The organism is Lacinutrix sp. C3R15 (assembly GCF_018860825.1).
In the GTDB taxonomy this organism is placed as follows: Bacteria; Bacteroidota; Bacteroidia; order Flavobacteriales; family Flavobacteriaceae; genus Oceanihabitans.
This window is the reverse complement of record NZ_JAHKPZ010000004.1, coordinates 435,586-454,269: the sequence shown is the minus strand read 5'-3', so window position 1 is coordinate 454,269 and position 18,684 is coordinate 435,586. Positions and strand designations below refer to the sequence as shown.

General features: G+C 31.3%; 18 protein-coding genes and 1 tRNA gene. 13 read left to right on the top strand and 6 right to left on the bottom strand.

The window, feature by feature from the left end; translation table 11 throughout:
* Nucleotide 1: 1 nt before the first annotated feature.
* Nucleotides 2-1,969: a tetratricopeptide repeat protein gene (locus KO494_RS02035; protein ID WP_215965915.1), complete on the top strand. Its 1,968-nt coding sequence runs from the start codon at nucleotides 2-4 to the stop codon at nucleotides 1,967-1,969.
* Here the strand turns inward: KO494_RS02035 and KO494_RS02030 are convergent, their stop codons facing one another.
* Nucleotides 1,970-2,539, bottom strand: a complete 570-nt coding sequence (locus KO494_RS02030) for a DUF3109 family protein (RefSeq protein ID WP_215965914.1) — start codon at nucleotides 2,537-2,539, stop codon at nucleotides 1,970-1,972.
* A gap of 125 nt (nucleotides 2,540-2,664) precedes the next feature.
* On the opposite strand from KO494_RS02030, the gene KO494_RS02025 reads away from it, so the two are divergent.
* Genes KO494_RS02025 through KO494_RS02015 form a run of 3 tightly spaced genes read left to right on the top strand, consistent with a single transcriptional unit; the run spans nucleotide 2,665 to nucleotide 4,058 of the window.
* Complete coding sequence (locus KO494_RS02025) at nucleotides 2,665-3,246, top strand: MarC family protein (protein ID WP_215965913.1); 582 nt, start codon at nucleotides 2,665-2,667, stop codon at nucleotides 3,244-3,246.
* A complete protein-coding gene (locus tag KO494_RS02020; protein WP_215965912.1) occupies nucleotides 3,247-3,450 on the top strand; it encodes a hypothetical protein in 204 nt (67 codons plus the stop codon).
* On the top strand, nucleotides 3,450-4,058 hold the full coding sequence (locus KO494_RS02015; RefSeq protein ID WP_215965911.1) for an FAD-dependent oxidoreductase: 609 nt from the start codon (nucleotides 3,450-3,452) through the stop codon (nucleotides 4,056-4,058). The genes KO494_RS02020 and KO494_RS02015 overlap by 1 nt, the downstream gene beginning before the upstream one ends.
* Here KO494_RS02015 and KO494_RS02010 read toward each other — a convergent pair.
* The 3 genes from KO494_RS02010 to KO494_RS02000 all read right to left on the bottom strand — a co-directional run bounded on the left by KO494_RS02010 (nucleotide 4,055) and on the right by KO494_RS02000 (nucleotide 6,792).
* Nucleotides 4,055-5,644, bottom strand: coding sequence for a S41 family peptidase (locus KO494_RS02010; RefSeq protein ID WP_215965910.1), 1,590 nt, complete (start codon nucleotides 5,642-5,644; stop codon nucleotides 4,055-4,057). The genes KO494_RS02015 and KO494_RS02010 overlap by 4 nt on opposite strands.
* The gene (locus KO494_RS02005; protein ID WP_215965909.1) at nucleotides 5,644-6,075 is read right to left on the bottom strand and encodes a dCMP deaminase family protein; all 432 of its coding nucleotides are present in this window, start codon (nucleotides 6,073-6,075) and stop codon (nucleotides 5,644-5,646) included. Before KO494_RS02005 ends, KO494_RS02010 begins: the two co-directional genes overlap by 1 nt.
* 126 nt (nucleotides 6,076-6,201) lie before the next feature.
* Nucleotides 6,202-6,792 (bottom strand): HupE/UreJ family protein, encoded by a 591-nt coding sequence (locus KO494_RS02000; RefSeq protein ID WP_215965908.1) that lies wholly within the window; start codon nucleotides 6,790-6,792, stop codon nucleotides 6,202-6,204.
* A 313-nt stretch (nucleotides 6,793-7,105) separates the two neighbouring features.
* On the opposite strand from KO494_RS02000, the gene KO494_RS01995 reads away from it, so the two are divergent.
* From KO494_RS01995 to KO494_RS01985, 3 genes are all read left to right on the top strand, one after another.
* Nucleotides 7,106-7,918: a hypothetical protein gene (locus KO494_RS01995; protein WP_215965907.1), complete on the top strand. Its 813-nt coding sequence runs from the start codon at nucleotides 7,106-7,108 to the stop codon at nucleotides 7,916-7,918.
* Between the two features lie 206 nt (nucleotides 7,919-8,124).
* A complete protein-coding gene (locus tag KO494_RS01990) occupies nucleotides 8,125-8,565 on the top strand; it encodes an SRPBCC domain-containing protein (protein ID WP_215965906.1) in 441 nt (146 codons plus the stop codon).
* A 28-nt stretch (nucleotides 8,566-8,593) separates the two neighbouring features.
* Nucleotides 8,594-8,965 (top strand): DUF2200 domain-containing protein, encoded by a 372-nt coding sequence (locus KO494_RS01985; protein ID WP_215965905.1) that lies wholly within the window; start codon nucleotides 8,594-8,596, stop codon nucleotides 8,963-8,965.
* A 48-nt stretch (nucleotides 8,966-9,013) separates the two neighbouring features.
* Here KO494_RS01985 and KO494_RS01980 read toward each other — a convergent pair.
* Nucleotides 9,014-9,093 (bottom strand) — tRNA-Leu (locus KO494_RS01980).
* A 143-nt stretch (nucleotides 9,094-9,236) separates the two neighbouring features.
* On the opposite strand from KO494_RS01980, the gene KO494_RS01975 reads away from it, so the two are divergent.
* The 3 genes from KO494_RS01975 (at nucleotide 9,237) to pth (ending at nucleotide 11,536) form a co-directional block, all read left to right on the top strand.
* Nucleotides 9,237-10,178 (top strand): ribose-phosphate pyrophosphokinase, encoded by a 942-nt coding sequence (locus KO494_RS01975; RefSeq protein ID WP_215965904.1) that lies wholly within the window; start codon nucleotides 9,237-9,239, stop codon nucleotides 10,176-10,178.
* A gap of 26 nt (nucleotides 10,179-10,204) precedes the next feature.
* Nucleotides 10,205-10,819, top strand: a complete 615-nt coding sequence (locus KO494_RS01970) for a 50S ribosomal protein L25/general stress protein Ctc (protein WP_215965903.1) — start codon at nucleotides 10,205-10,207, stop codon at nucleotides 10,817-10,819.
* Between the two features lie 81 nt (nucleotides 10,820-10,900).
* The gene (gene pth / locus KO494_RS01965) at nucleotides 10,901-11,536 is read left to right on the top strand and encodes an aminoacyl-tRNA hydrolase (protein ID WP_215965902.1); all 636 of its coding nucleotides are present in this window, start codon (nucleotides 10,901-10,903) and stop codon (nucleotides 11,534-11,536) included.
* Nucleotides 11,537-11,585: 49 nt separating this feature from the next.
* Here pth and KO494_RS01960 read toward each other — a convergent pair whose 3' ends face one another.
* Nucleotides 11,586-14,591, bottom strand: a complete 3,006-nt coding sequence (locus KO494_RS01960) for a zinc-dependent metalloprotease (RefSeq protein ID WP_215965901.1) — start codon at nucleotides 14,589-14,591, stop codon at nucleotides 11,586-11,588.
* 156 nt (nucleotides 14,592-14,747) lie between these two features.
* On the opposite strand from KO494_RS01960, the gene KO494_RS01955 reads away from it, so the two are divergent.
* The 3 genes from KO494_RS01955 to serS all read left to right on the top strand — a co-directional run bounded on the left by KO494_RS01955 (nucleotide 14,748) and on the right by serS (nucleotide 18,354).
* On the top strand, nucleotides 14,748-15,686 hold the full coding sequence (locus KO494_RS01955) for a bifunctional riboflavin kinase/FAD synthetase (RefSeq protein WP_215965900.1): 939 nt from the start codon (nucleotides 14,748-14,750) through the stop codon (nucleotides 15,684-15,686).
* Nucleotides 15,679-16,992 carry an HTTM domain-containing protein gene (locus KO494_RS01950; RefSeq protein WP_215965899.1) on the top strand — a complete coding sequence of 438 codons (1,314 nt, stop codon included), beginning with the start codon at nucleotides 15,679-15,681 and terminating at the stop codon, nucleotides 16,990-16,992. The genes KO494_RS01955 and KO494_RS01950 overlap by 8 nt, the downstream gene beginning before the upstream one ends.
* Before the next feature lie 90 nt (nucleotides 16,993-17,082).
* Entirely contained in the window at nucleotides 17,083-18,354 is a 1,272-nt protein-coding gene (gene serS, locus KO494_RS01945) for a serine--tRNA ligase (RefSeq protein WP_215965898.1), read from the top strand.
* The last annotated feature ends 330 nt before the right edge of the window (nucleotides 18,355-18,684 follow it).

Genomic DNA, 18,684 nt, shown 5'->3' with positions numbered 1-18,684 from the left:
CATGCAAAAGTTAAAAAATATAACAGCACTATTTTTTAAACTAACAACCATTTTGTTGTTAGCCCATAACACGTATGCACAGCAAACAGAAGTTACAAATTTTGATACGCAAATACAAAACGTTACTTACAACAAACCAAATAACTACCAAGCACTTTACACGTTATTTAACCCTGTTAGTAATGACACTATAAAAATGCGTTACCTAGCTACAAAAAGCAAAGAAACAGATTATTTTGAAGGAGAAAGTTATGCCTTAAATATGCTAGGTATTTTTTACAGAAACTCCTCTAAATACAACCATGCTTTAGAGCTACACCAACAAGCACTAGATCTTGCTAAAAAGGCTAACAATCTAGAATTACAAGTAATAAGCCTTAACATGCTTGGTGTTGTTAACAGAAGATTAGACCTAATACGCTATGCTTTAGACTTTCATAAACAAGCATTAGATCTTGCCGAAACCAACAAAAAAGCCTCTATACATTTACAAAAAAGCATTGCTGTTTCTAGAAACAGTATGGGAAACATTTATCTTGTTTTAAAACAATATGATTTAGCTTTATCTCAATTTAACCAGTCTTTAGAAATTGAAAAAGCCTTAGACAACAAATTAGGTCTAGCCATTAACTACCAAAACATTGGTTACGTAAAAGAAAGCAAGGGCTTACTAGAAGAAGCTATTAAAAACTACAACACCTCACTAAACTACAACAACCAAATAAACTCTAATATTGGTCGTGTAATATGCAACAACAGTATTGGTGTAATTTATATTAAGCAAGAAAAATTTATAGCAGCACAAAACGCACTTAATACAGCATTACAAAAAGCACTACAACTAAATGACCAATACCACATTGCTCCTGTTTATATTAATTTAGGATGGCTACAATTAAAACAAAAAAACTATGAAGCTTCTGAAATAAATTTAAAAAAAGGATTAAAAATTGCTAATGACTATAATTTAGTTTCCTCAAAAATTGATGCCTACAAACACCTTTCTGAGTTGTTTGAATTAAAATTAGACTACAAAAAAGCAAACACATATTACAAAGCTCATGTAGCTTTAGACCAAACAGTAACCAACGAGAGAAACCTACAATATGTAAATGATTTGGTAATTAAATATGAAAGCGAAAAAAAAAGCAATCAAATAAAAGCTTTAGCTAATGAAAATGAAATTGTAAAACTACGCTTAGCACAAAACAGAAAAGTACTACTATTAAGTGCTATTGGTGTACTTTTAATTTTAGGTTTTATATACATATTGTACAGACAATCTAGACTTAAAAGCGAAAAGAAAATTATTACACTTGAGCAGGATATGCTGCGTAACCAAATGAATCCGCATTTTATATTTAACACCTTAAACTCTATTAAACTCTATATAATAAATAACGAAAAAGAAAATGCCGTTTACTATTTAAACAAATTTTCTAAACTTATTAGAAAAATTTTAGTCGCCTCTAAAGAAAAAGAAATATCCTTAGCAGATGAGTTAGAAACCATGACACTTTATATAAACATTGAAAACATAAGGTTTAACAATGAAATTAAATATAACGTGAATATTGAAAAAAATGTAAATACCGAAACAATTAAAGTACCATCCCTTATTTTGCAACCATTTCTAGAAAACGCTTTATGGCATGGCTTGTCTTCTAAAACAAAAAATAAAGAAATTAATATTCAAGTTAGTAAATTAAAACACAATGCTATTTCTATTTGCATTACAGATAATGGAATTGGCAGAATTGCTTCAGAAAAAATTAACAGACAAAAAACACTAAAACGTAAATCTGTTGGTATAGCCATTACAAAAGAACGGTTAGATAATTTTTCAAAACAATTTACCAATGACTATACTCTTGATATAATTGATTTATACGACGAAAACAATCTAGCAATTGGAACAAAAGTTATAATAGAAATTCCTACCCAAGAAATGAAACTAAAAACAGCTTAATTATTTTTTCATTTTATCTGCAACCTCTTCTAGTGCTGCATACCAATCTTCACCAAATTTTCTAATCAAGGCTTGTTTTACAAACTTATATACAGGAACCTGCAACTCTGCTCCTAACGCACATGCATCATCACAAATTTCCCATTTCTCATAATTTACTGCAGAAAACTCAGAATATTCTTTAATTCGAATAGGATATAAATGACAAGAAACCGGTTTTTTCCAATCAATATCTCCCTGATTGAACGCTTCTTCAATACCACAAAGCGCTGTTTTTTTATCATCAAAAATCACATAAGCACAATCTGCACCACCAATTAAAGGGGTTTCATAATCACCAAAATCTGTAACAATAGAAGTTCCTTGTGCCTCAATAGCAGCAATTCCTTCTTTACGTAAATAGGGTTTTACTTTTGGGTAAATAGCTTCTAAAATACTAACTTCCTCTTTATCTAAAGGGGCTCCAGCATCTCCATCTATACAACATGCACCTTTACATGCAGACAGATTACAGACAAAATCTTTATCAATAATGTCTTCAGATATAATTGTTTTTCCTAGTTGAAACATGCTGCAAATATACTAGATATTTAAGCAAAAAAACCAACAAATTAATGACTTAAAATTTACCTATATTTAACTAGGAATATTTTATAATATAACGACATTTGCACCAAATTTTAAAAACAAAAAGAATGCAACTTAATTTTAAAGAAATATTTACCGCATTTATGATTCTATTTGCTGTAATTGATATTATAGGAAACATTCCTATCATTATAGATTTAAGAAAAAAAGTAGGTCATATACAAAGTGAAAAAGCTTCTATTATTGCAGGAATAATAATGATTGTGTTTTTATTTTTAGGGCAAAACATACTATCTTTAATTGGTATTGGTGTTAACAGCTTTGCTGTAGCAGGTGCTTTTATCTTATTTTTTATAGCATTAGAAATGATTTTAGGTATTACATTATATAAAGAAGAAGAAAATAGCTCTATGACTGCTTCGGTATTTCCGTTAGCATTTCCTTTAATTGCAGGACCAGGAAGCTTAACTACTTTACTTTCTATACGTGCAGAGTACAGAATAGAAAATATTATAGTTGCCGTTTTACTTAACGTTTTAATTATTTATATTGTTTTAAAAACGTCTGCAAAAATTGAAAAGCTAATAGGACAAAACGGAATTAGTATTATTAGAAAAATATTTGGCGTTATACTTTTAGCTATTGCAGTAAAATTATTTGCACATAACATTAAAGCACTATTTATATAAATGAAAGCATTTACTATTATATTTACCATTATAGCAGTTGGTTTAATTATTTTTAACATCACACAAGTAAATTTCAATAATCTTTTTGAAGGTCAGAGTGTTGTTGCGTTAATTACTATTTTAACCTCTTTATGCGCTATCGTTTTATTACAAGTTTTAAGACTTTCTAAAAAAGTAACCAAACAATTAAAAAACAAAAAGTAATGTTTGATGTACTTATAATTGGTGGTGGAGCAGCAGGAATGTCTTGCGCATTAGTTTTGGGTTCTGCTCAAAACAAAGCCTTTGCTAAAGACAAACACATTGGCATTGTTATTCATCAAAAAACATCGCATCTACAAAATGCTTTATTTAATAATGTTTTAGGCCTAGCTCCAGGAACTACAGGTGCTCGTATTTTAGACGAAGGCCAAAAACAACTTAAAACACAATATCCGCACGTTACACAAATTGATAATGAAAAAGTTTTAGAAATTACAAAGACTAAAACCGGTTTTGCAGTAACTACAAACAAAGAAACCTACCAAACCAAAACGGTTGTTATTGCTGTTGGCTACACCAACTTAATGACCATAAATGGTTTAGAAAATTATATAGAACCTCACCCAAGAGCCGTAAAAGAAAAAGATAGAATTTGGTTAAAAAACGTAGACCATAAAATAGAAGAAGGCTTATATGTAGCAGGATCTTTAGCAGGCTGGAGAAGTCAATTTGCTATAGCTTCTGGAAGCGGAGCGCATGTAGCTACAGATATTTTAACCCTTTGGAATAACGGTGTACACACTAAGGTACATGACAAGATTAGCCTTTAATTTTCTTTACTTAAATCAATTACTTCTTCAATCATAATATCTTTTTGATTGATTACTTCTTGGTAGGTGCCTGCACCAAATAACTGCTGCCCTAAAGCTGCTTTTATAATGAGTTTAATTTCATCTTTAAAGGTTAAAAAAGTAATATTCCTGTTTAAACGCTCTCTTAAATATATTTGAAAATCTTCAATAACGTCATCAGAAATTATAAAATCATTTACAAAATCTTGTTGCGTTAAATTATCATAAGCTTCTCTTTGCTTATCTAACTGTTCAAAAACAAAATAATTTAAAAACCCTGTTTGTTGTAAAAAGTTAAAGGTTTCATTTTGCATGCTTAAATCTAAAGGCACAAATACATCAGGTATAATACCACCTCCACCATACACCACTTTTCCTTTTGGTGTTTTAAACTTTAAGGAGTCTGCAACTTGTATTTTATCAGGATCTAGTAATTCACCACTATCTAAACGATCAAAATACTCATCGTAATAATCTTTATTTCCGTTTTTATAAGAACGCTGTATAGATCTTCCTGTTGGTGTATAATAGCGTGAAACGGTTAAACGCACTGCACTACCATCTCCTAATTGCATTTCGCGTTGCACCAACCCTTTACCATAAGAACGTCTACCTACAATAGTACCTTTATCATTGTCTTGCAATGCTCCTGCAACAATTTCGCTTGCAGATGCAGAGTTTTCATCTATAAGCACAAAAACGTTTGCTTTTTCAAAGTCTCCTTTTTTTGTAGCAAAGCTTTTTTCAATAGTACCACGTTTATTTTTTGTGAATAATATAAGCTTATCGTCTTCTAAAAACTCATCAACAATTTGTTCTGCAATACTTAAAAAACCTCCAGGGTTACCTCTTAAATCTAAAGCAATTTGTGTAGCGCCAAGCTTTTGCAGTTTATTTAATTCGGCTTTAAACTCTTTAAAAGTAGACTCTGCAAAACGGTTAATTTTTACATATCCTAAATTATTAGTTAGCATATATGCTGCATCCACACTTGCAATTGGCACGTGATTTCTTGTAACTTTAAAGTCTAACAAATCAGGCTCTCCCTTTCTGTAAACCTTTAACTCCACATCACTATCCATAAGTCCTTTAAGCTTATTTACAATAGCACTATTAGAGTAGTTTTTACCAAATAAAGTATCGTTGTTAGCTATAAGTATTCTATCTCCTCCTTGAATACCTGTTTTTTCACTAGGTCCTCCTTCAACCGTTCTAATTACAGCAATAGTATCTTTATAGGTGTAAAAACTAATACCAATACCAACAAAATCACCTTTCATGTTCTCACTAACACGCTGCATATCTTCTTTAGGAATGTACACAGAGTGCGGATCCAGGTTTTCAAGAATACCATTTACTGTAACATCTACAATACTATCTGTATTCACCTCATCTACATATTCGTAATCTATATAATCTATGAGTCTGTTAAGCTTGTCTTTTTTACTGTTTGAAGTAAATAATCTATCAGAAGAGTCTGTAAAATTTAATTTTCCCCCTATAAAAATACCTATCGCAATAGCAACACCAAGAAACAATGGTAAGTATTTTTTTGAGGTTTTCATTATGCTTTTAAATCTTCAATTAATTGTAATTCTATTCCTGCTTTTTCTAAAAAACGCAGTCCAGAATCATCTTTATAGGCTTGGTTGTAAACCACTCTTACAATTCCGGCTTGATGTATTAGTTTACTACACTCCTTGCAGGGAGACAATGTAATATATAAGGTAGCACCTTTACACGATTGTGTAGAAGAAGCTACTTTTAAAATGGCATTAGCTTCTGCGTGTAATACATACCATTTTGTATATCCTTCATCATCTTCGCAATAGTTTTCAAAGCCTGTTGGTGTACCATTAAAACCGTCTGAAATAATCATTCTGTCTTTTACTATTAAAGCACCAACTTGTTTTCTTTCGCAAGCAGAGAGTTTTCCCCATTCTGTTGCTATTCTTAAATAGGCTTTATCATATTTAAGCCTCTTTTTTTCTGACATATTTTAAATTGTAGTTCGCATCATATTACGTTGTAAATACAAGACACAAAGTAGTATAACGAAGATACTTGCTAAGTATTTTATTTACAACAGTTGTACGTTAAATTTTTACCAAAACTTTAGCGGCTAGGCAAGTAAATCACTGTTTATTATCATTGGTATTACTAAACCAATTACTACAGCAGAGATTACCATAACCCAATCGCGTTTAGAAAACCTAAAAATAGTTTGCATTAAAAACCCTAAAAACAACACTACAAAAACAATAACTATTTGTGCTATCTCTATACCTAAAGCAAACTCTAAAAGTGTAATTAATTTATTGTCTGTTTTACCAACCATAATATGAAACTCTCTAGCAAAACCTAAACCATGAACTAGACCAAAAAAGAGTGTAGAAAAAAACAAAACGCCTAGTTTATCACTTTTAGCAGTTTTACCTGCTGTAAACACATTAAAAACAGCCATAATTAATATGGTTACCGGAATTAAAAACTCCACCAATTTACCATTTACAGACACCACGTGATATGCTGCCAACACTAAAGATAAAGTATGCCCTAAAGTAAAAATAGAAACTAATATAAAAACACGTTTCCAATCTTTAAAAATATAAGGAACAGCAAGCACTATTAAAAAAAGTACGTGATCATAAGCATTAATATCCAGTACATGGTTTATACCATATTGTACGTTAAACCAGAATTCTTGAAGCATAAATTATTGTATTTGGGTTTTGGGTAAATATACAATTTAAAATAAAAAACTTTTACAGAAATACCAAGCTTTACAGATTAGGTATAAACAACCTAGACTAATGATTTATTTAAGAATTTAAAGCACAAAAGAAAAAGTTTTTATAAATTTCTCTAACAGAGTAATTAACCGCCTATTACCTCTTTTTTTAAAACTAAACATGAATTAGAAACAACTACCATGCATCTCAAAATAAAGCTAAAATATTTACATTTTATGAATACCAATTAGTTAGCAGTAAGTTAGCATCAACAAATAAATTAGATCCGCAAAAATGAATATTGATAAAACTAACATTTTAAGTAGTATTTGCTATACAGCATTAGTTTACAACCAAATAAATAAAATTTTAACCGTTTTTACTGTAGTAACTATTCTTTTTAGCTGTTCTAATAAACCTTCTCAAATTAAACCTGAAAACAAACAATGGAACGCTATAAAAAGAGCCCAATATTTAAACAATAGAAAAGATTCTACCACTTGGGATCAAGAAAAGTTTGAAAATGACAAACAATTCATAGGAGTTGGTGACTTTGGCCCTTTTGAACTTGGTGCATTTCCTGTGCCTAACTACAACTTAGTAGGAGAAGGAAGTTTTAAAGGCTTAGCAACCCTTTACGAAGAATTAAAATTAGAAGATAAAAACATTATAATGAACGGCTTTTCTATTGGTAAAAACGAGCTAAATAAAAACCGATTAAAAAACACAAAAGATGAAGTTTTCTTCCAGATTCTAGTATTAACAGACACCATAGATACTATAAACTATAAATTAAATCAAAGCATTGTTATTTCTAGAAATCATCCAGACTATTTAGGACAAGGTTTCATTAAAACCAAGAACAACAGAATTGATTATTTAGCTTTTCAAACCGCTGAAAACAACGCTTATGCCATAATTAACACAAGGCTTTTTGACTTAAACTACGGAAAAACAATTCTTATTGCACCACAAAAAGATAAATCGTTAAAATCTATGCAGATAAAAAGTTCACAAATATCTTCAGACTCCATTAAAAGCTACACTAATGAGCTATTACTAGATAAGGAAATAATCCATTTCTTTAAAAAGAACGAAAACATATAAAACACTGGCTAAATTTACAACTACGCTAAAAAGGAACAACCCGAAAAAACAACCAAATAACAATAACGCATAAAATTTTTTACTTATCTTAAACTTAAACAAAGAGCTTTACTACATAGTAATTTACATCATAAGTTTCTTGCAAATAGGCACGCTAACACCAATTTAGACGGAACATGTAGTAGCTTTTCATTAAAATATTAGATATGATACTAGAATCTAAAGCAATTTTACAAATTCAGAAACCAATAGAAGAAGTTTTTGAAGGAATTGTAAATCCGGAAAAAATCACGAAGTATTTCATTGCAGAAAGTAGCGGAAGATTACAAACAGGAAAAGACGTAACCTGGAAATTTCCTGAATTTGACACTAAATTCCCTATTACAGAAGTTAAAACAGAAAACCCAAGCTTTATTTCCTTTGTTTGGGATCCAGAAACTATTGTAAAAATCACATTACAAAAATTACCAGACAACAGCACCATAGTAAGAGTTAACGAAAAAGGAAAACAATTTAATGAGGACAATCTTAAATGGGCTTTAGAAAATTCGGGAGGTTGGGCTAACTTTCTAGCTTGCATGAAAGCCTATTTAGAATATGATATACAACTCAGAAAAGGAGCATTCGACTTTATGCGAAAAAAATAAAAACAAGTAACATAAAAATATAAGTAAAATGAAAGTTACACCAGAACACAATCAACGTATTGCAAAAATGACTTTTGCTTCTGTATACCCTCATTATGTAAACAAAGTAGAAAAAAAAGGAAGAACTAAAAAAGAGTTGCTTCAAGTAATAGAGTGGCTCACTGGTTATAACCAAACTAAAGTTCAAGAATTCATTAACAACAAAGCAACATTCAAGACCTTTTTTGAAAAAGCTAATCTAAATCCTAATGCACATTTAATTAAAGGCGTTATATGTGGCTATCGTATTGAAGAAATAGATAATGCATTAACCCAACAAACAAGATATTTAGATAAATTAGTAGATGAATTAGCTAGAGGTCGTAAAATGGAGAAAATTTTACGTGAAGAAAAGAAATAAAAAATCCTGTAAAATACTGAAAAAACAATATTTCACAGGATGCATTTGTACTCAAGGTGGGAATCGAACCCACACTCCTAAGAATCGGATTTTGAATCCGACGCGTCTACCAATTCCGCCACTTGAGCAATTTTGTTCTGCAAAAATATATTATTTTTCAATATAACCTTTAAAAATACGAAGTAAATGCTTTAAAGAACGAAAAAAAACTCTAAATTTGCACCTCAATAAAAACAGGCTATATAAAAGCCTTATTAATAATAGATTAATCATGTCAAATACAATTACTGAAGCAAAGATATTTTCTTGTATGCAAAGTAAAGTTCTAGCTCAGAAAATTGCTGATGCTTATGGCACACATTTAGGGAAAGTTATAACATCAACATATAGTGATGGAGAGTTTCAACCTTCTTATGAAGAATCTATTAGAGGTACTCGTATTTTTATTATTGGCTCTACACATCCTGGTCCAGAAAATTTAATGGAAATGTTATTAATGATAGATGCTGCTAAACGTGCATCTGCAAGACATATAACAGCTGTTCTTCCTTATTTTGGTTGGGCTAGACAAGATAGAAAAGATAAACCTAGAGTTCCTATTGCTGCAAAATTAGTAGCAAAAATGTTAGAAGCAGCAGGTGCTACTAGAATAATCACCATGGATTTACATGCTGATCAAATTCAAGGTTTCTTTGAAAAACCTGTAGATCATCTATTTGCTTCCACTATATTTTTACCATATTTAAAAGAGTTAAACTTAGACAATCTTACTATTGCATCTCCAGATATGGGAGGTTCTAAAAGAGCTTATGCTTATTCAAAAGCATTAGAAAGCGATGTAGTAATATGTTACAAACAACGCGCAAAAGCTAACGTAATTTCACACATGGAACTTATTGGTGATGTTACAGGTAAAAACGTTGTGTTAGTTGACGATATGGTAGACACTGCAGGAACTTTAACTAAAGCTGCCGATTTAATGATGGAACGAGGTGCTTTAAGTGTAAGAGCTATTTGTACACACCCAATATTATCAGGTGAAGCTTACGAAAGAATTGAAAACTCAAAACTTGAAGAGTTAATAGTAACAGATTCTATTCCGCTTCAAAAAGAAAGTGCTAAAATTAAAGTTTTAACCTCTGCTGATTTATTTGCTGAAGTGATGCAAAACGTGCACCATAACAAATCTATTAGCTCTAAATTTTTAATGTAATTAATAATTAATATAAAAACAAAAAAATGAAATCGATTACAATCAACGGATCTCAAAGAGAAAGCGTAGGCAAAAAAGCAACAAAAGCTTTACGTAATGCTGGTCAGGTTCCTTGCGTATTATACGGAGGAGATAAACCAGTGCATTTCTCTGCACCAGAATTAGCTTTCTCTAAACTAGTATACACGCCTAATGCGCATACAGTTGTGATTGAACTTACAGACGGAACAACATTGAATGCTGTATTACAAGACATTCAATTTCACCCTGTAACAGACAGAATTTTACACGTAGATTTCTATCAATTATTTGATGATAAAGAAATCTCTTTAAATGTTCCTGTAAATATCGTAGGAAACTCTCGTGGTGTTAAAAATGGTGGTGTTTTAAGAAAAAACAACCGTAAATTACGTGTTAAAGCACTTCCTGCTAACTTACCTGATTTTATAGAAATTGATATTACTCCTTTAAAAATTGGAGATAAAATTTCTGTAAGAGACTTAAATCAAGAAAAATACACTTTATTACACTCGGATAACACTGTAGTTTGTCAAATTAAAACTTCTAGAACAGCTGTTGTTGATGATGAGGATGATGAAGACGAAGCAGATGCAGCTCCAGCAGCTGAAGCGCAAGAATAAATTTATTTATTTTTACAATTATAAAAGCATTCTGTGTATTCAGAATGCTTTTTTTATTTTTACAAAAAACAGAACCCTGTTATGTGTACTTTCTTAAAATCTCTTTTCAACAACAAGAAAAACACATATAAAACAGAAGAAATAGATACTATGAAAAAATTTCTAATTGTTGGACTTGGCAATATTGGAGAAAAATACACAAACACCAGACATAATATTGGTTTTAAAATTTTAGATCACTTAGTTAAAACTGAAGATTTACAATTTGAAACACAAAAACTTGGAGACATTACAACCTATAAATTTAAAGGCAGAACCTTTATTTTACTAAAACCAAGTACCTATATGAATTTAAGCGGAAAGGCTATTTTATACTGGTTAACAAAAGAAAAAATTCCTTTAGAAAACTTATTAGTAATTACAGACGATTTAAACTTACCATTTGGTAGCATTAGACTAAAAACTAAAGGTAGTGATGGTGGCCATAACGGATTAAAAGACACACAAGAAAAACTAAACACTACAAAATACAATAGATTTAGATTTGGTATAAGTGATGCTTTTAGCACAGGAAGACAGGTTGATTATGTATTAGGAGAATGGACAGATGATGAAAAAGCTAAACTTCCTGAAAGACTAGATAAAGCCTTAGCGCTTATTAAATCTTTTGGTACAGCAGGAGTAAACAATACCATGAATACCTTTAATGGAAAATAAAAAAGGGAGCGAAAACGCTCCCCTTTTTTTAAACTTGTATAAGTACTTTTTATTTTACAATTACTTTTTTAGTAATTCCTCTTGTTCCGTCAGTTACATTTAATAAATATACACCAGACTCTACATCTCCTAAATTAATAGTTTGATGGAAACTAGAAGTATTAATAAAACTATTATTATATACTTTTCTTCCTCTAATATCATAAACAACTACTCCTATATTATTTCCAGAAGTAGCATTTAATTTTATGGTAAACTCACCAGTATTAGGATTTGGAAAAACACTAACCTCTTCTGCTACAAATTCTTGTGTACTTAAAGAAGCTAATACATTAACCGTATAGTCTTCCACTTCTGCATCATGATCATTTTCACAAGAACTTGCTGTAACATTCCATTTTGTAGTTACACGCATAGTAGTACTACCAAGAGCAGCATCTACAGGCACAGTAACCGATAACGGAGAGTTTCCTGCAGGCCCATCGGCAGTAGAGAAAGCAGAACCTAACTCATAGGTTTCATCGGCATCAAAAACACAGTTTTGATTCCAATCAATCCACACTGTAGAATAACACGTAAATGGCCCATCGGTATTCATGTTTACTGTTAAATCATAAGTGCTTTCTCTATTCACATCTGTTGAAATAGAAGTATAATCACTATAACCAGAAGGTTTTCCTGAAGCATTATCAATAGTTCCAAACTGCACTAATGTTGTACTAGTATCATAAAGTGTGTTTGCAACAGACACACACACTCCATCAGCCACTGTTAAATCTACATCTATATCTTTTGTTTCAGAAGCTGCAGTAGCTGTAACCGTTATGGTATAATCTCCAGCTGCAACACCCATTAAACCTGTAACATCCATTACAGTTTGCCCATCAGTAGTTAAAGTTGCAGGAGTAAAAGTTACTGTTGATCCAGCAGGAACTCCTGTTGCGCTAAGTGTAATAGATTCATTAAAACCATTAATAGTAGCAAAATCTATAGTATAAGCAACAGCATCAATATTACAAACAGACTCTGCACTATTTGCAGTAGTAATACCAAATGTAGGAGTACTATTTATAGAAAAAACGGTGGAAAGCGCATAAAATATATTATCTGCAGCTTCTACCATTATTCTTGCATCATCAGTATCTGCAACTGTAGGCATAGTAATAGTTTCTGAACCATCATTTGCAACACCAGAAGCTAATGTGGTAGGAAAAGTTAATCCTCCGTCTGTAGAAAGCTTAATATTTACTGTTTGACAGTTAATAGGTGCCATATTAGTATCAGCAACATTCCACGATACTGTATTTGCGCTTCCTGTTCCTCCCCAAACTGTAGGAGAAATTACTGTAAAAGGATCACCACCTTGAACATCAATTGTCATTAAATCTGCATCTGTTTGACCAATACCTGCAGCAAAACCACTACCATTATCTCTTACAATAAAAGAGAAATTCATTTCTCTTGCAACACTAGGTGTTACTTCCCAAGTAGGTGTTAAATCTCCTGCAACTACATCACTCCAGCTTGGCATATAACGATCTGGAGATGTTGTTGGTAATATAGATCTATATAATGGACCTTGCGTCCAAGTAGATTCTGGAGAACCATTACCAGGAGCTTGTTCTGGATCATTTTGAGACCAGTTATAGGTTAAAGAAGCTGTTCCGTCAGGATCTGTTGCTGTTCCTCTTAATACATAAGCAGTACTTGGCGGAATTGCATAATCACTTCCTGCATCAGCAACTGGTGGTTGATTTGCTAAGCTTGTTTCAACATCACAAGTACTACTAGTTCCTGACTGAATATTAGCTGCTATATCTCTAATGTTTACATAATTAAAATGCGCATCACTATTAGATTGTACGTTGGTAGAACAGATACCTGCATATCCCATAATAGAACTTCCTGATGCTGGCTCTACTTCTGTAAAACCACTACCAGATCTACTACAGGTATTCATGGTGTGATATCCATCAAATTGGTGACCCATTTCATGTGCTACATAATCAATATCAAATGCATCTCCTGTTGGGTCTGTTCTTCCTGTATATCCTCTTCCTTTATGAAAACTTGTAGTAGTAGTACTAGCACAAACACATCCTAAACATCCAGCATTACCTCCTCCAGTAGTATTAAAATTATGACCTATATCATAATTATCTACACCTATCACACTATCTAAAGTTACTGCTGTTGTTGTATTATACTCTGCAGTCCATGGATCAGTAAATTGGTTTAAATAAATCACCTCATCATTATTAGCTACAAAAATTAAACGAATGGCTAAATCACGTTCATAAATTTCATTAACTCTATTAATTGTTATTGTCATTTGCGCTTGAACATTTGCTTTTTGCTCAGCTTCTGTTCCTGTTCCTGCAAATATTTGCCCATATTCACCAGTACAAGATTGTGCTAACCTATAGGTTCTTAATTTTTGATCGTCTGTATCTTCTCTGTTAGAAGACCCTCTATCAGTTTCTAATGAAGATAAATCAATACTCTCATCTACCAAACACTCAAAACTTTGCGTATCTTGGCTTAAAGAAGCTCTATCATAAACCATATATGTATTTCTATCTTCTGTATAAGGATCTATATACACAGAACTTCTAGTTCCAGACAAAGAAATAACATGTAGTCCAAACTGTGTAACACTAAAACGCATAGTAGCAGTAGGATCATCTATACCTATTGCTTTATATGTTTTAATCATTGGGTAACGTTCTGCTAATCCTGCTTCCATTATAGGAGATTCAGAAACACTAAATTTTTCTAAATTTCCATCTGCCATAGGAAAATCTATAATAAGATTAGATCTACTCGCACTAGTTTCATCAACTAATGGTGCGTTTTCTAAAAGCGCTTTAAATCTTTCTAGATTAAGATTTAAAATCTGAAACTTTGTTGGTTGCGAAGCACGATGTACTTTTTTTTCTAAGCTAAGAGACTCTTTGGTTGTAGAAGACCAATAGTCATTTTGAGCATTTGCTGTTAATGGCGACAATACCACTAATAACAATAATGCAAAAAAGTTAATGTATTTTTTTTTCATAATTAGGTAATTTATATTAATGAAATTTTCATATTTGTTACTTCAAAAGAATAACAAAATTGTATTTTTGTTATGTGTTCTTCTTGTTTAACAAAACACTATTTACACAAATTTAACTTTTTTTATTGAACTTATGAGTAGAATTTTTCTTTTTTTATGTTAAAATCAAACACATTAGATGAATATTCTAACAAATCTTCAATTGCTACAATTGGTACCTTTGATGGAGTACATATTGGTCATCAAAAAATAATTGAAAGATTAGTTAATACTGCCAATCAAGAAAACTTACAAGCAGTAGTTTTAACTTTTTTTCCGCATCCAAGAATGGTTTTACAAAAAGATGCAAATATAAAGCTCATTAACACTATTGAAGAAAGGTCTGCTATTTTAAAAAAACTAGGTATAGATCATCTATGTGTTAAAACATTTACAAAAGAGTTTTCACGCTTATCTGCTGAAGATTTTGTGAAAGAAATTCTTGTAAAACAACTACATATAAAAAAAATAATTATAGGTTATGATCACCACTTTGGCAGAAATAGAGCTGCTAATATTCAGGATTTGATAAAATTTGGTAAAACGTATAATTTTGAAGTTGAAGAAATCTCTGCCCAAGACATAAATGACGTATCTGTAAGTTCTACAAAAATCAGAAAAGCATTATTAGCTGGAGATATGCAAACTGCAAACGCTTATTTGGGGTATAATTTCATGCTAAATGGTACCGTAATTAAAGGGAAAGGTCTTGGTAAAACTATTGATTTTCCTACTGCTAATTTAAGTATCCCTGAAACGTATAAACTTATACCTAAACAAGGTGTTTATGTAGTTACAGCAACCTACAAAAACCAAAAACTTTTTGGGATGATGAATATTGGCACTAACCCAACAATTAGCAACAGTACCAAGCTAACTATAGAAGTACATTTTTTTGATTTTAATGAAGATATTTATGACCAAAACATAGCTGTTAAAGTTTTAAAGAGAATTAGAAGTGAACAAAAGTTTGACTCCCTTGAAGCCTTAAAAGCGCAAATACAGCAAGACAAAATAGATGCAGAACGATATATAACCCAAAACAACATTGAATAAATATTTATTTAAACATATAGACAACAGTGCACTAATTGTTTTTAGAATCTTTTTTGGTCTATTATGCTTTCTAGAATCTGTAGGTGCTATTTTTACAGGTTGGGTTACCAGGGCTTTTATAGAACCAAAATTTACTTTTACTTTTATTGGTTTTGAGTGGCTACAACCACTTCCAGGAAACGGCATGTACTTTTATTATTTAGTCATGGGTATTTTTGGTTTTCTAATCATGATTGGTTACAAATACAGGTTTAGCACCATAATGTTTACACTTATGTGGTTAACTACCTATTTAATGCAAAAAGCATCTTACAATAACCATTATTATTTATTGATTTTATTAAGTGCTATTATGGTATTTCTTCCTGCTAACAAATACCACTCTGTAGATGCTAAACAAAACCCTAAAATAAAGAGCAACGCTATGCCACAATGGTGTCGACTGGTTTTTATTTTACAAATGTTTATTGTGTACACTTATGGCTCTATTGCTAAATTATATCCAGATTGGCTAGATGCTTCTGTAATGAAAATATTTATGTCTGGTAAAAAGAACTATTTTTTAATTGGTGAGTTTTTACAGCAAGAATGGCTGCATTATTTTTTAGCCTATGGTGGTATTTTATATGATGGTTTGGTAGTTCCTTTTTTACTTTTTAAGCCTACCCGAAAAATCGCTTTTTTTGGATCTATCTTTTTTCACTTATTTAACTCTATAGTATTTCAAGTTGGTATTTTTCCGTATTTAGCATTAGCGTTTAGTTTGTTCTTTTTTAATCCTAAAACCATTAAAAACATCTTTTTTAAGAAAAAAGAATTTTATGATGCAGCAGAAATTATTGAACCAAAGTATAAAAAACCATTTGTTATCTTATTCTCTATATACTTTATCCTTCAAATTGCTTTACCATTACGTCATCATTTTATAAAAGACAATGTACTCTGGACAGAAGAAGGTCACAAAATGTCTTGGCGTATGATGCTAAGATCTAAGCTTGCTCATATAAGCTTTAAAGTAAAAGAGAAAGGAAAAAATAAAACCATATTTGTAAAACTTGAAGATTATTTAAGCAAAAAACAAATGCGATTAGTAAGTACTCACCCAGATGTAATGTGGCAATTTGCCCAAAGATTAAAAAAGGAATATAATGAAAAAGGGAAAGATGTTGCTGTTTTTATATCCTGTAATATCAGTGTTAATGGTAGGCCATATACCAAATATATAAATTCTGAAGTAGATATTGCTTCTGTTTCTTGGAGCGCTTTTAAACATAGCGAATGGATTTTACCTTCAAAACTAGATTAATACTAAATAAACCTAACGCGCAATCTAAACTATTTGTTATTTTTGTGCTTTCCTAACGGAAATAATTTCCGATTTTAAAAAAAACAAAACATGTTACAAGTACCATTTATTAGAGAAAACAAAGACTTAGTAATTACACGTTTGGCAAAAAGAAACTTTGATGCTACACAAATTATTGATGAAGTAATTACATTTGATGAAGAACGTAAACAAATTCAAACTGAATTAGACAATACGCTTGCAGAATCCAATGCTATCTCTAAAGAAATTGGTATGTTATATAAATCTGGACAAGCTGAAAAAGCGAATATTTTAAAAGCTAAAACTTCAGATTTAAAAGAAGCTTCAAAAGAATTAAGCGAAAAACTACATGCTAAAACCGAAGCTTTAACAGACTTGTTATATAAAATTCCTAACGTACCTCATGAATCTGTTCCTCAAGGAAACTCCGATGAAGACAACGAAGAAATCTTAAAAGAAGGAGAAATACCTACTTTACATAAAGGTGCAATGCCACATTGGGAACTTGCTAAAAAATATGATATCATAGACTTTGAACTAGGTAACAAAATTACTGGAGCAGGTTTTCCTGTTTACAAAGGTAAAGGAGCCAGATTACAACGTGCTTTAATTGCTTACTTTTTAGATAAAAACACAGAAGCTGGGTATACAGAGTACCAATTACCTCACTTGGTAAACGAAGCTTCTTGCTATGGTACAGGTCAATTACCAGACAAAGAAGGACAAATGTACCACGACTCTCGTGACGATTTATATTTAATTCCTACTGCAGAAGTACCAGGAACAAACATTTTTAGAGACGTTATTTTAAACGAAAACGAATTACCAATTGGCATAACTGGCTACACTCCTTGTTTTAGAAGAGAAGCAGGAAGCTATGGTGCACATGTTAGAGGACTTAACAGACTACACCAATTTGATAAAGTAGAAATTATTAGAGTAGAACATCCTGACAACTCTTACAAAGCCTTTAATGGCATGATAGAACACGTACAAGGTATTTTAAGAGAACTAAACTTACCATATCGTATTTTAAGACTTTGTGGTGGCGATACTGGTTTTCCTTCTGCTATGACTTATGACTTTGAGGTTTTCTCTACAGCACAAGACAGATGGCTTGAAATTTCAAGTGTTTCTAATTTTGAAAACTACCAAGCAAACCGTTTGAAATTACGTTTTAAAAATAGCGAAGGTAAAAACGAACTGGCTCACACTCTTAACGGAAGCTCTTTAGCTTTACCTAGAGTTTTAGCTGGTATTTTAGAAAACTACCAAACCGAAGACGGAATTGTAATTCCCGAAGCATTAGTACCTTACACTGGTTTTAAAATTATCAACTAATAGTTAATAAGTTTTTTCTTTCAAAATTATAGCAAATCGTTCTTTTTTATCGACAAAGAAACAAAAATCAACGTCGTTCAACGATTTTATGCCAATTTTTAAGGATAATTAAAAAAAAAATCAGATTTTTATAAAACCAACGATAAAGCCTGTATAAAAAATCAAGTACATCCTACTTGTTATTTACTGTTGTTTGCTGTTGCTTAATGTTGTTTTCATTTTTTTACATAAACAGTATAAACACCAATAGATTAAGATTTAAAATGAGAAATATAAAATATTTGTCCCAATCGAATATTTGAATCATGTTAAATTGACATCGATTAATAG

What these genes read in the sequence shown, in the direction of transcription:
- KO494_RS02035 (WP_215965915.1), top strand. Translation starts at nt 2, where the DNA reads ATGCAAAAGTTAAAAAATATAACAGCACTATTTTTTAAACTAACAACC.
- KO494_RS02030 (WP_215965914.1), bottom strand. Translation starts at nt 2,539, where the DNA reads ATGTTTCAACTAGGAAAAACAATTATATCTGAAGACATTATTGATAAA.
- KO494_RS02025 (WP_215965913.1), top strand. Translation starts at nt 2,665, where the DNA reads ATGCAACTTAATTTTAAAGAAATATTTACCGCATTTATGATTCTATTT.
- KO494_RS02020 (WP_215965912.1), top strand. Translation starts at nt 3,247, where the DNA reads ATGAAAGCATTTACTATTATATTTACCATTATAGCAGTTGGTTTAATT.
- KO494_RS02015 (WP_215965911.1), top strand. Translation starts at nt 3,450, where the DNA reads ATGTTTGATGTACTTATAATTGGTGGTGGAGCAGCAGGAATGTCTTGC.
- KO494_RS02010 (WP_215965910.1), bottom strand. Translation starts at nt 5,644, where the DNA reads ATGAAAACCTCAAAAAAATACTTACCATTGTTTCTTGGTGTTGCTATT.
- KO494_RS02005 (WP_215965909.1), bottom strand. Translation starts at nt 6,075, where the DNA reads ATGTCAGAAAAAAAGAGGCTTAAATATGATAAAGCCTATTTAAGAATA.
- KO494_RS02000 (WP_215965908.1), bottom strand. Translation starts at nt 6,792, where the DNA reads ATGCTTCAAGAATTCTGGTTTAACGTACAATATGGTATAAACCATGTA.
- KO494_RS01995 (WP_215965907.1), top strand. Translation starts at nt 7,106, where the DNA reads ATGAATATTGATAAAACTAACATTTTAAGTAGTATTTGCTATACAGCA.
- KO494_RS01990 (WP_215965906.1), top strand. Translation starts at nt 8,125, where the DNA reads ATGATACTAGAATCTAAAGCAATTTTACAAATTCAGAAACCAATAGAA.
- KO494_RS01985 (WP_215965905.1), top strand. Translation starts at nt 8,594, where the DNA reads ATGAAAGTTACACCAGAACACAATCAACGTATTGCAAAAATGACTTTT.
- KO494_RS01975 (WP_215965904.1), top strand. Translation starts at nt 9,237, where the DNA reads ATGTCAAATACAATTACTGAAGCAAAGATATTTTCTTGTATGCAAAGT.
- KO494_RS01970 (WP_215965903.1), top strand. Translation starts at nt 10,205, where the DNA reads ATGAAATCGATTACAATCAACGGATCTCAAAGAGAAAGCGTAGGCAAA.
- pth (WP_215965902.1), top strand. Translation starts at nt 10,901, where the DNA reads ATGTGTACTTTCTTAAAATCTCTTTTCAACAACAAGAAAAACACATAT.
- KO494_RS01960 (WP_215965901.1), bottom strand. Translation starts at nt 14,591, where the DNA reads ATGAAAAAAAAATACATTAACTTTTTTGCATTATTGTTATTAGTGGTA.
- KO494_RS01955 (WP_215965900.1), top strand. Translation starts at nt 14,748, where the DNA reads ATGTTAAAATCAAACACATTAGATGAATATTCTAACAAATCTTCAATT.
- serS (WP_215965898.1), top strand. Translation starts at nt 17,083, where the DNA reads ATGTTACAAGTACCATTTATTAGAGAAAACAAAGACTTAGTAATTACA.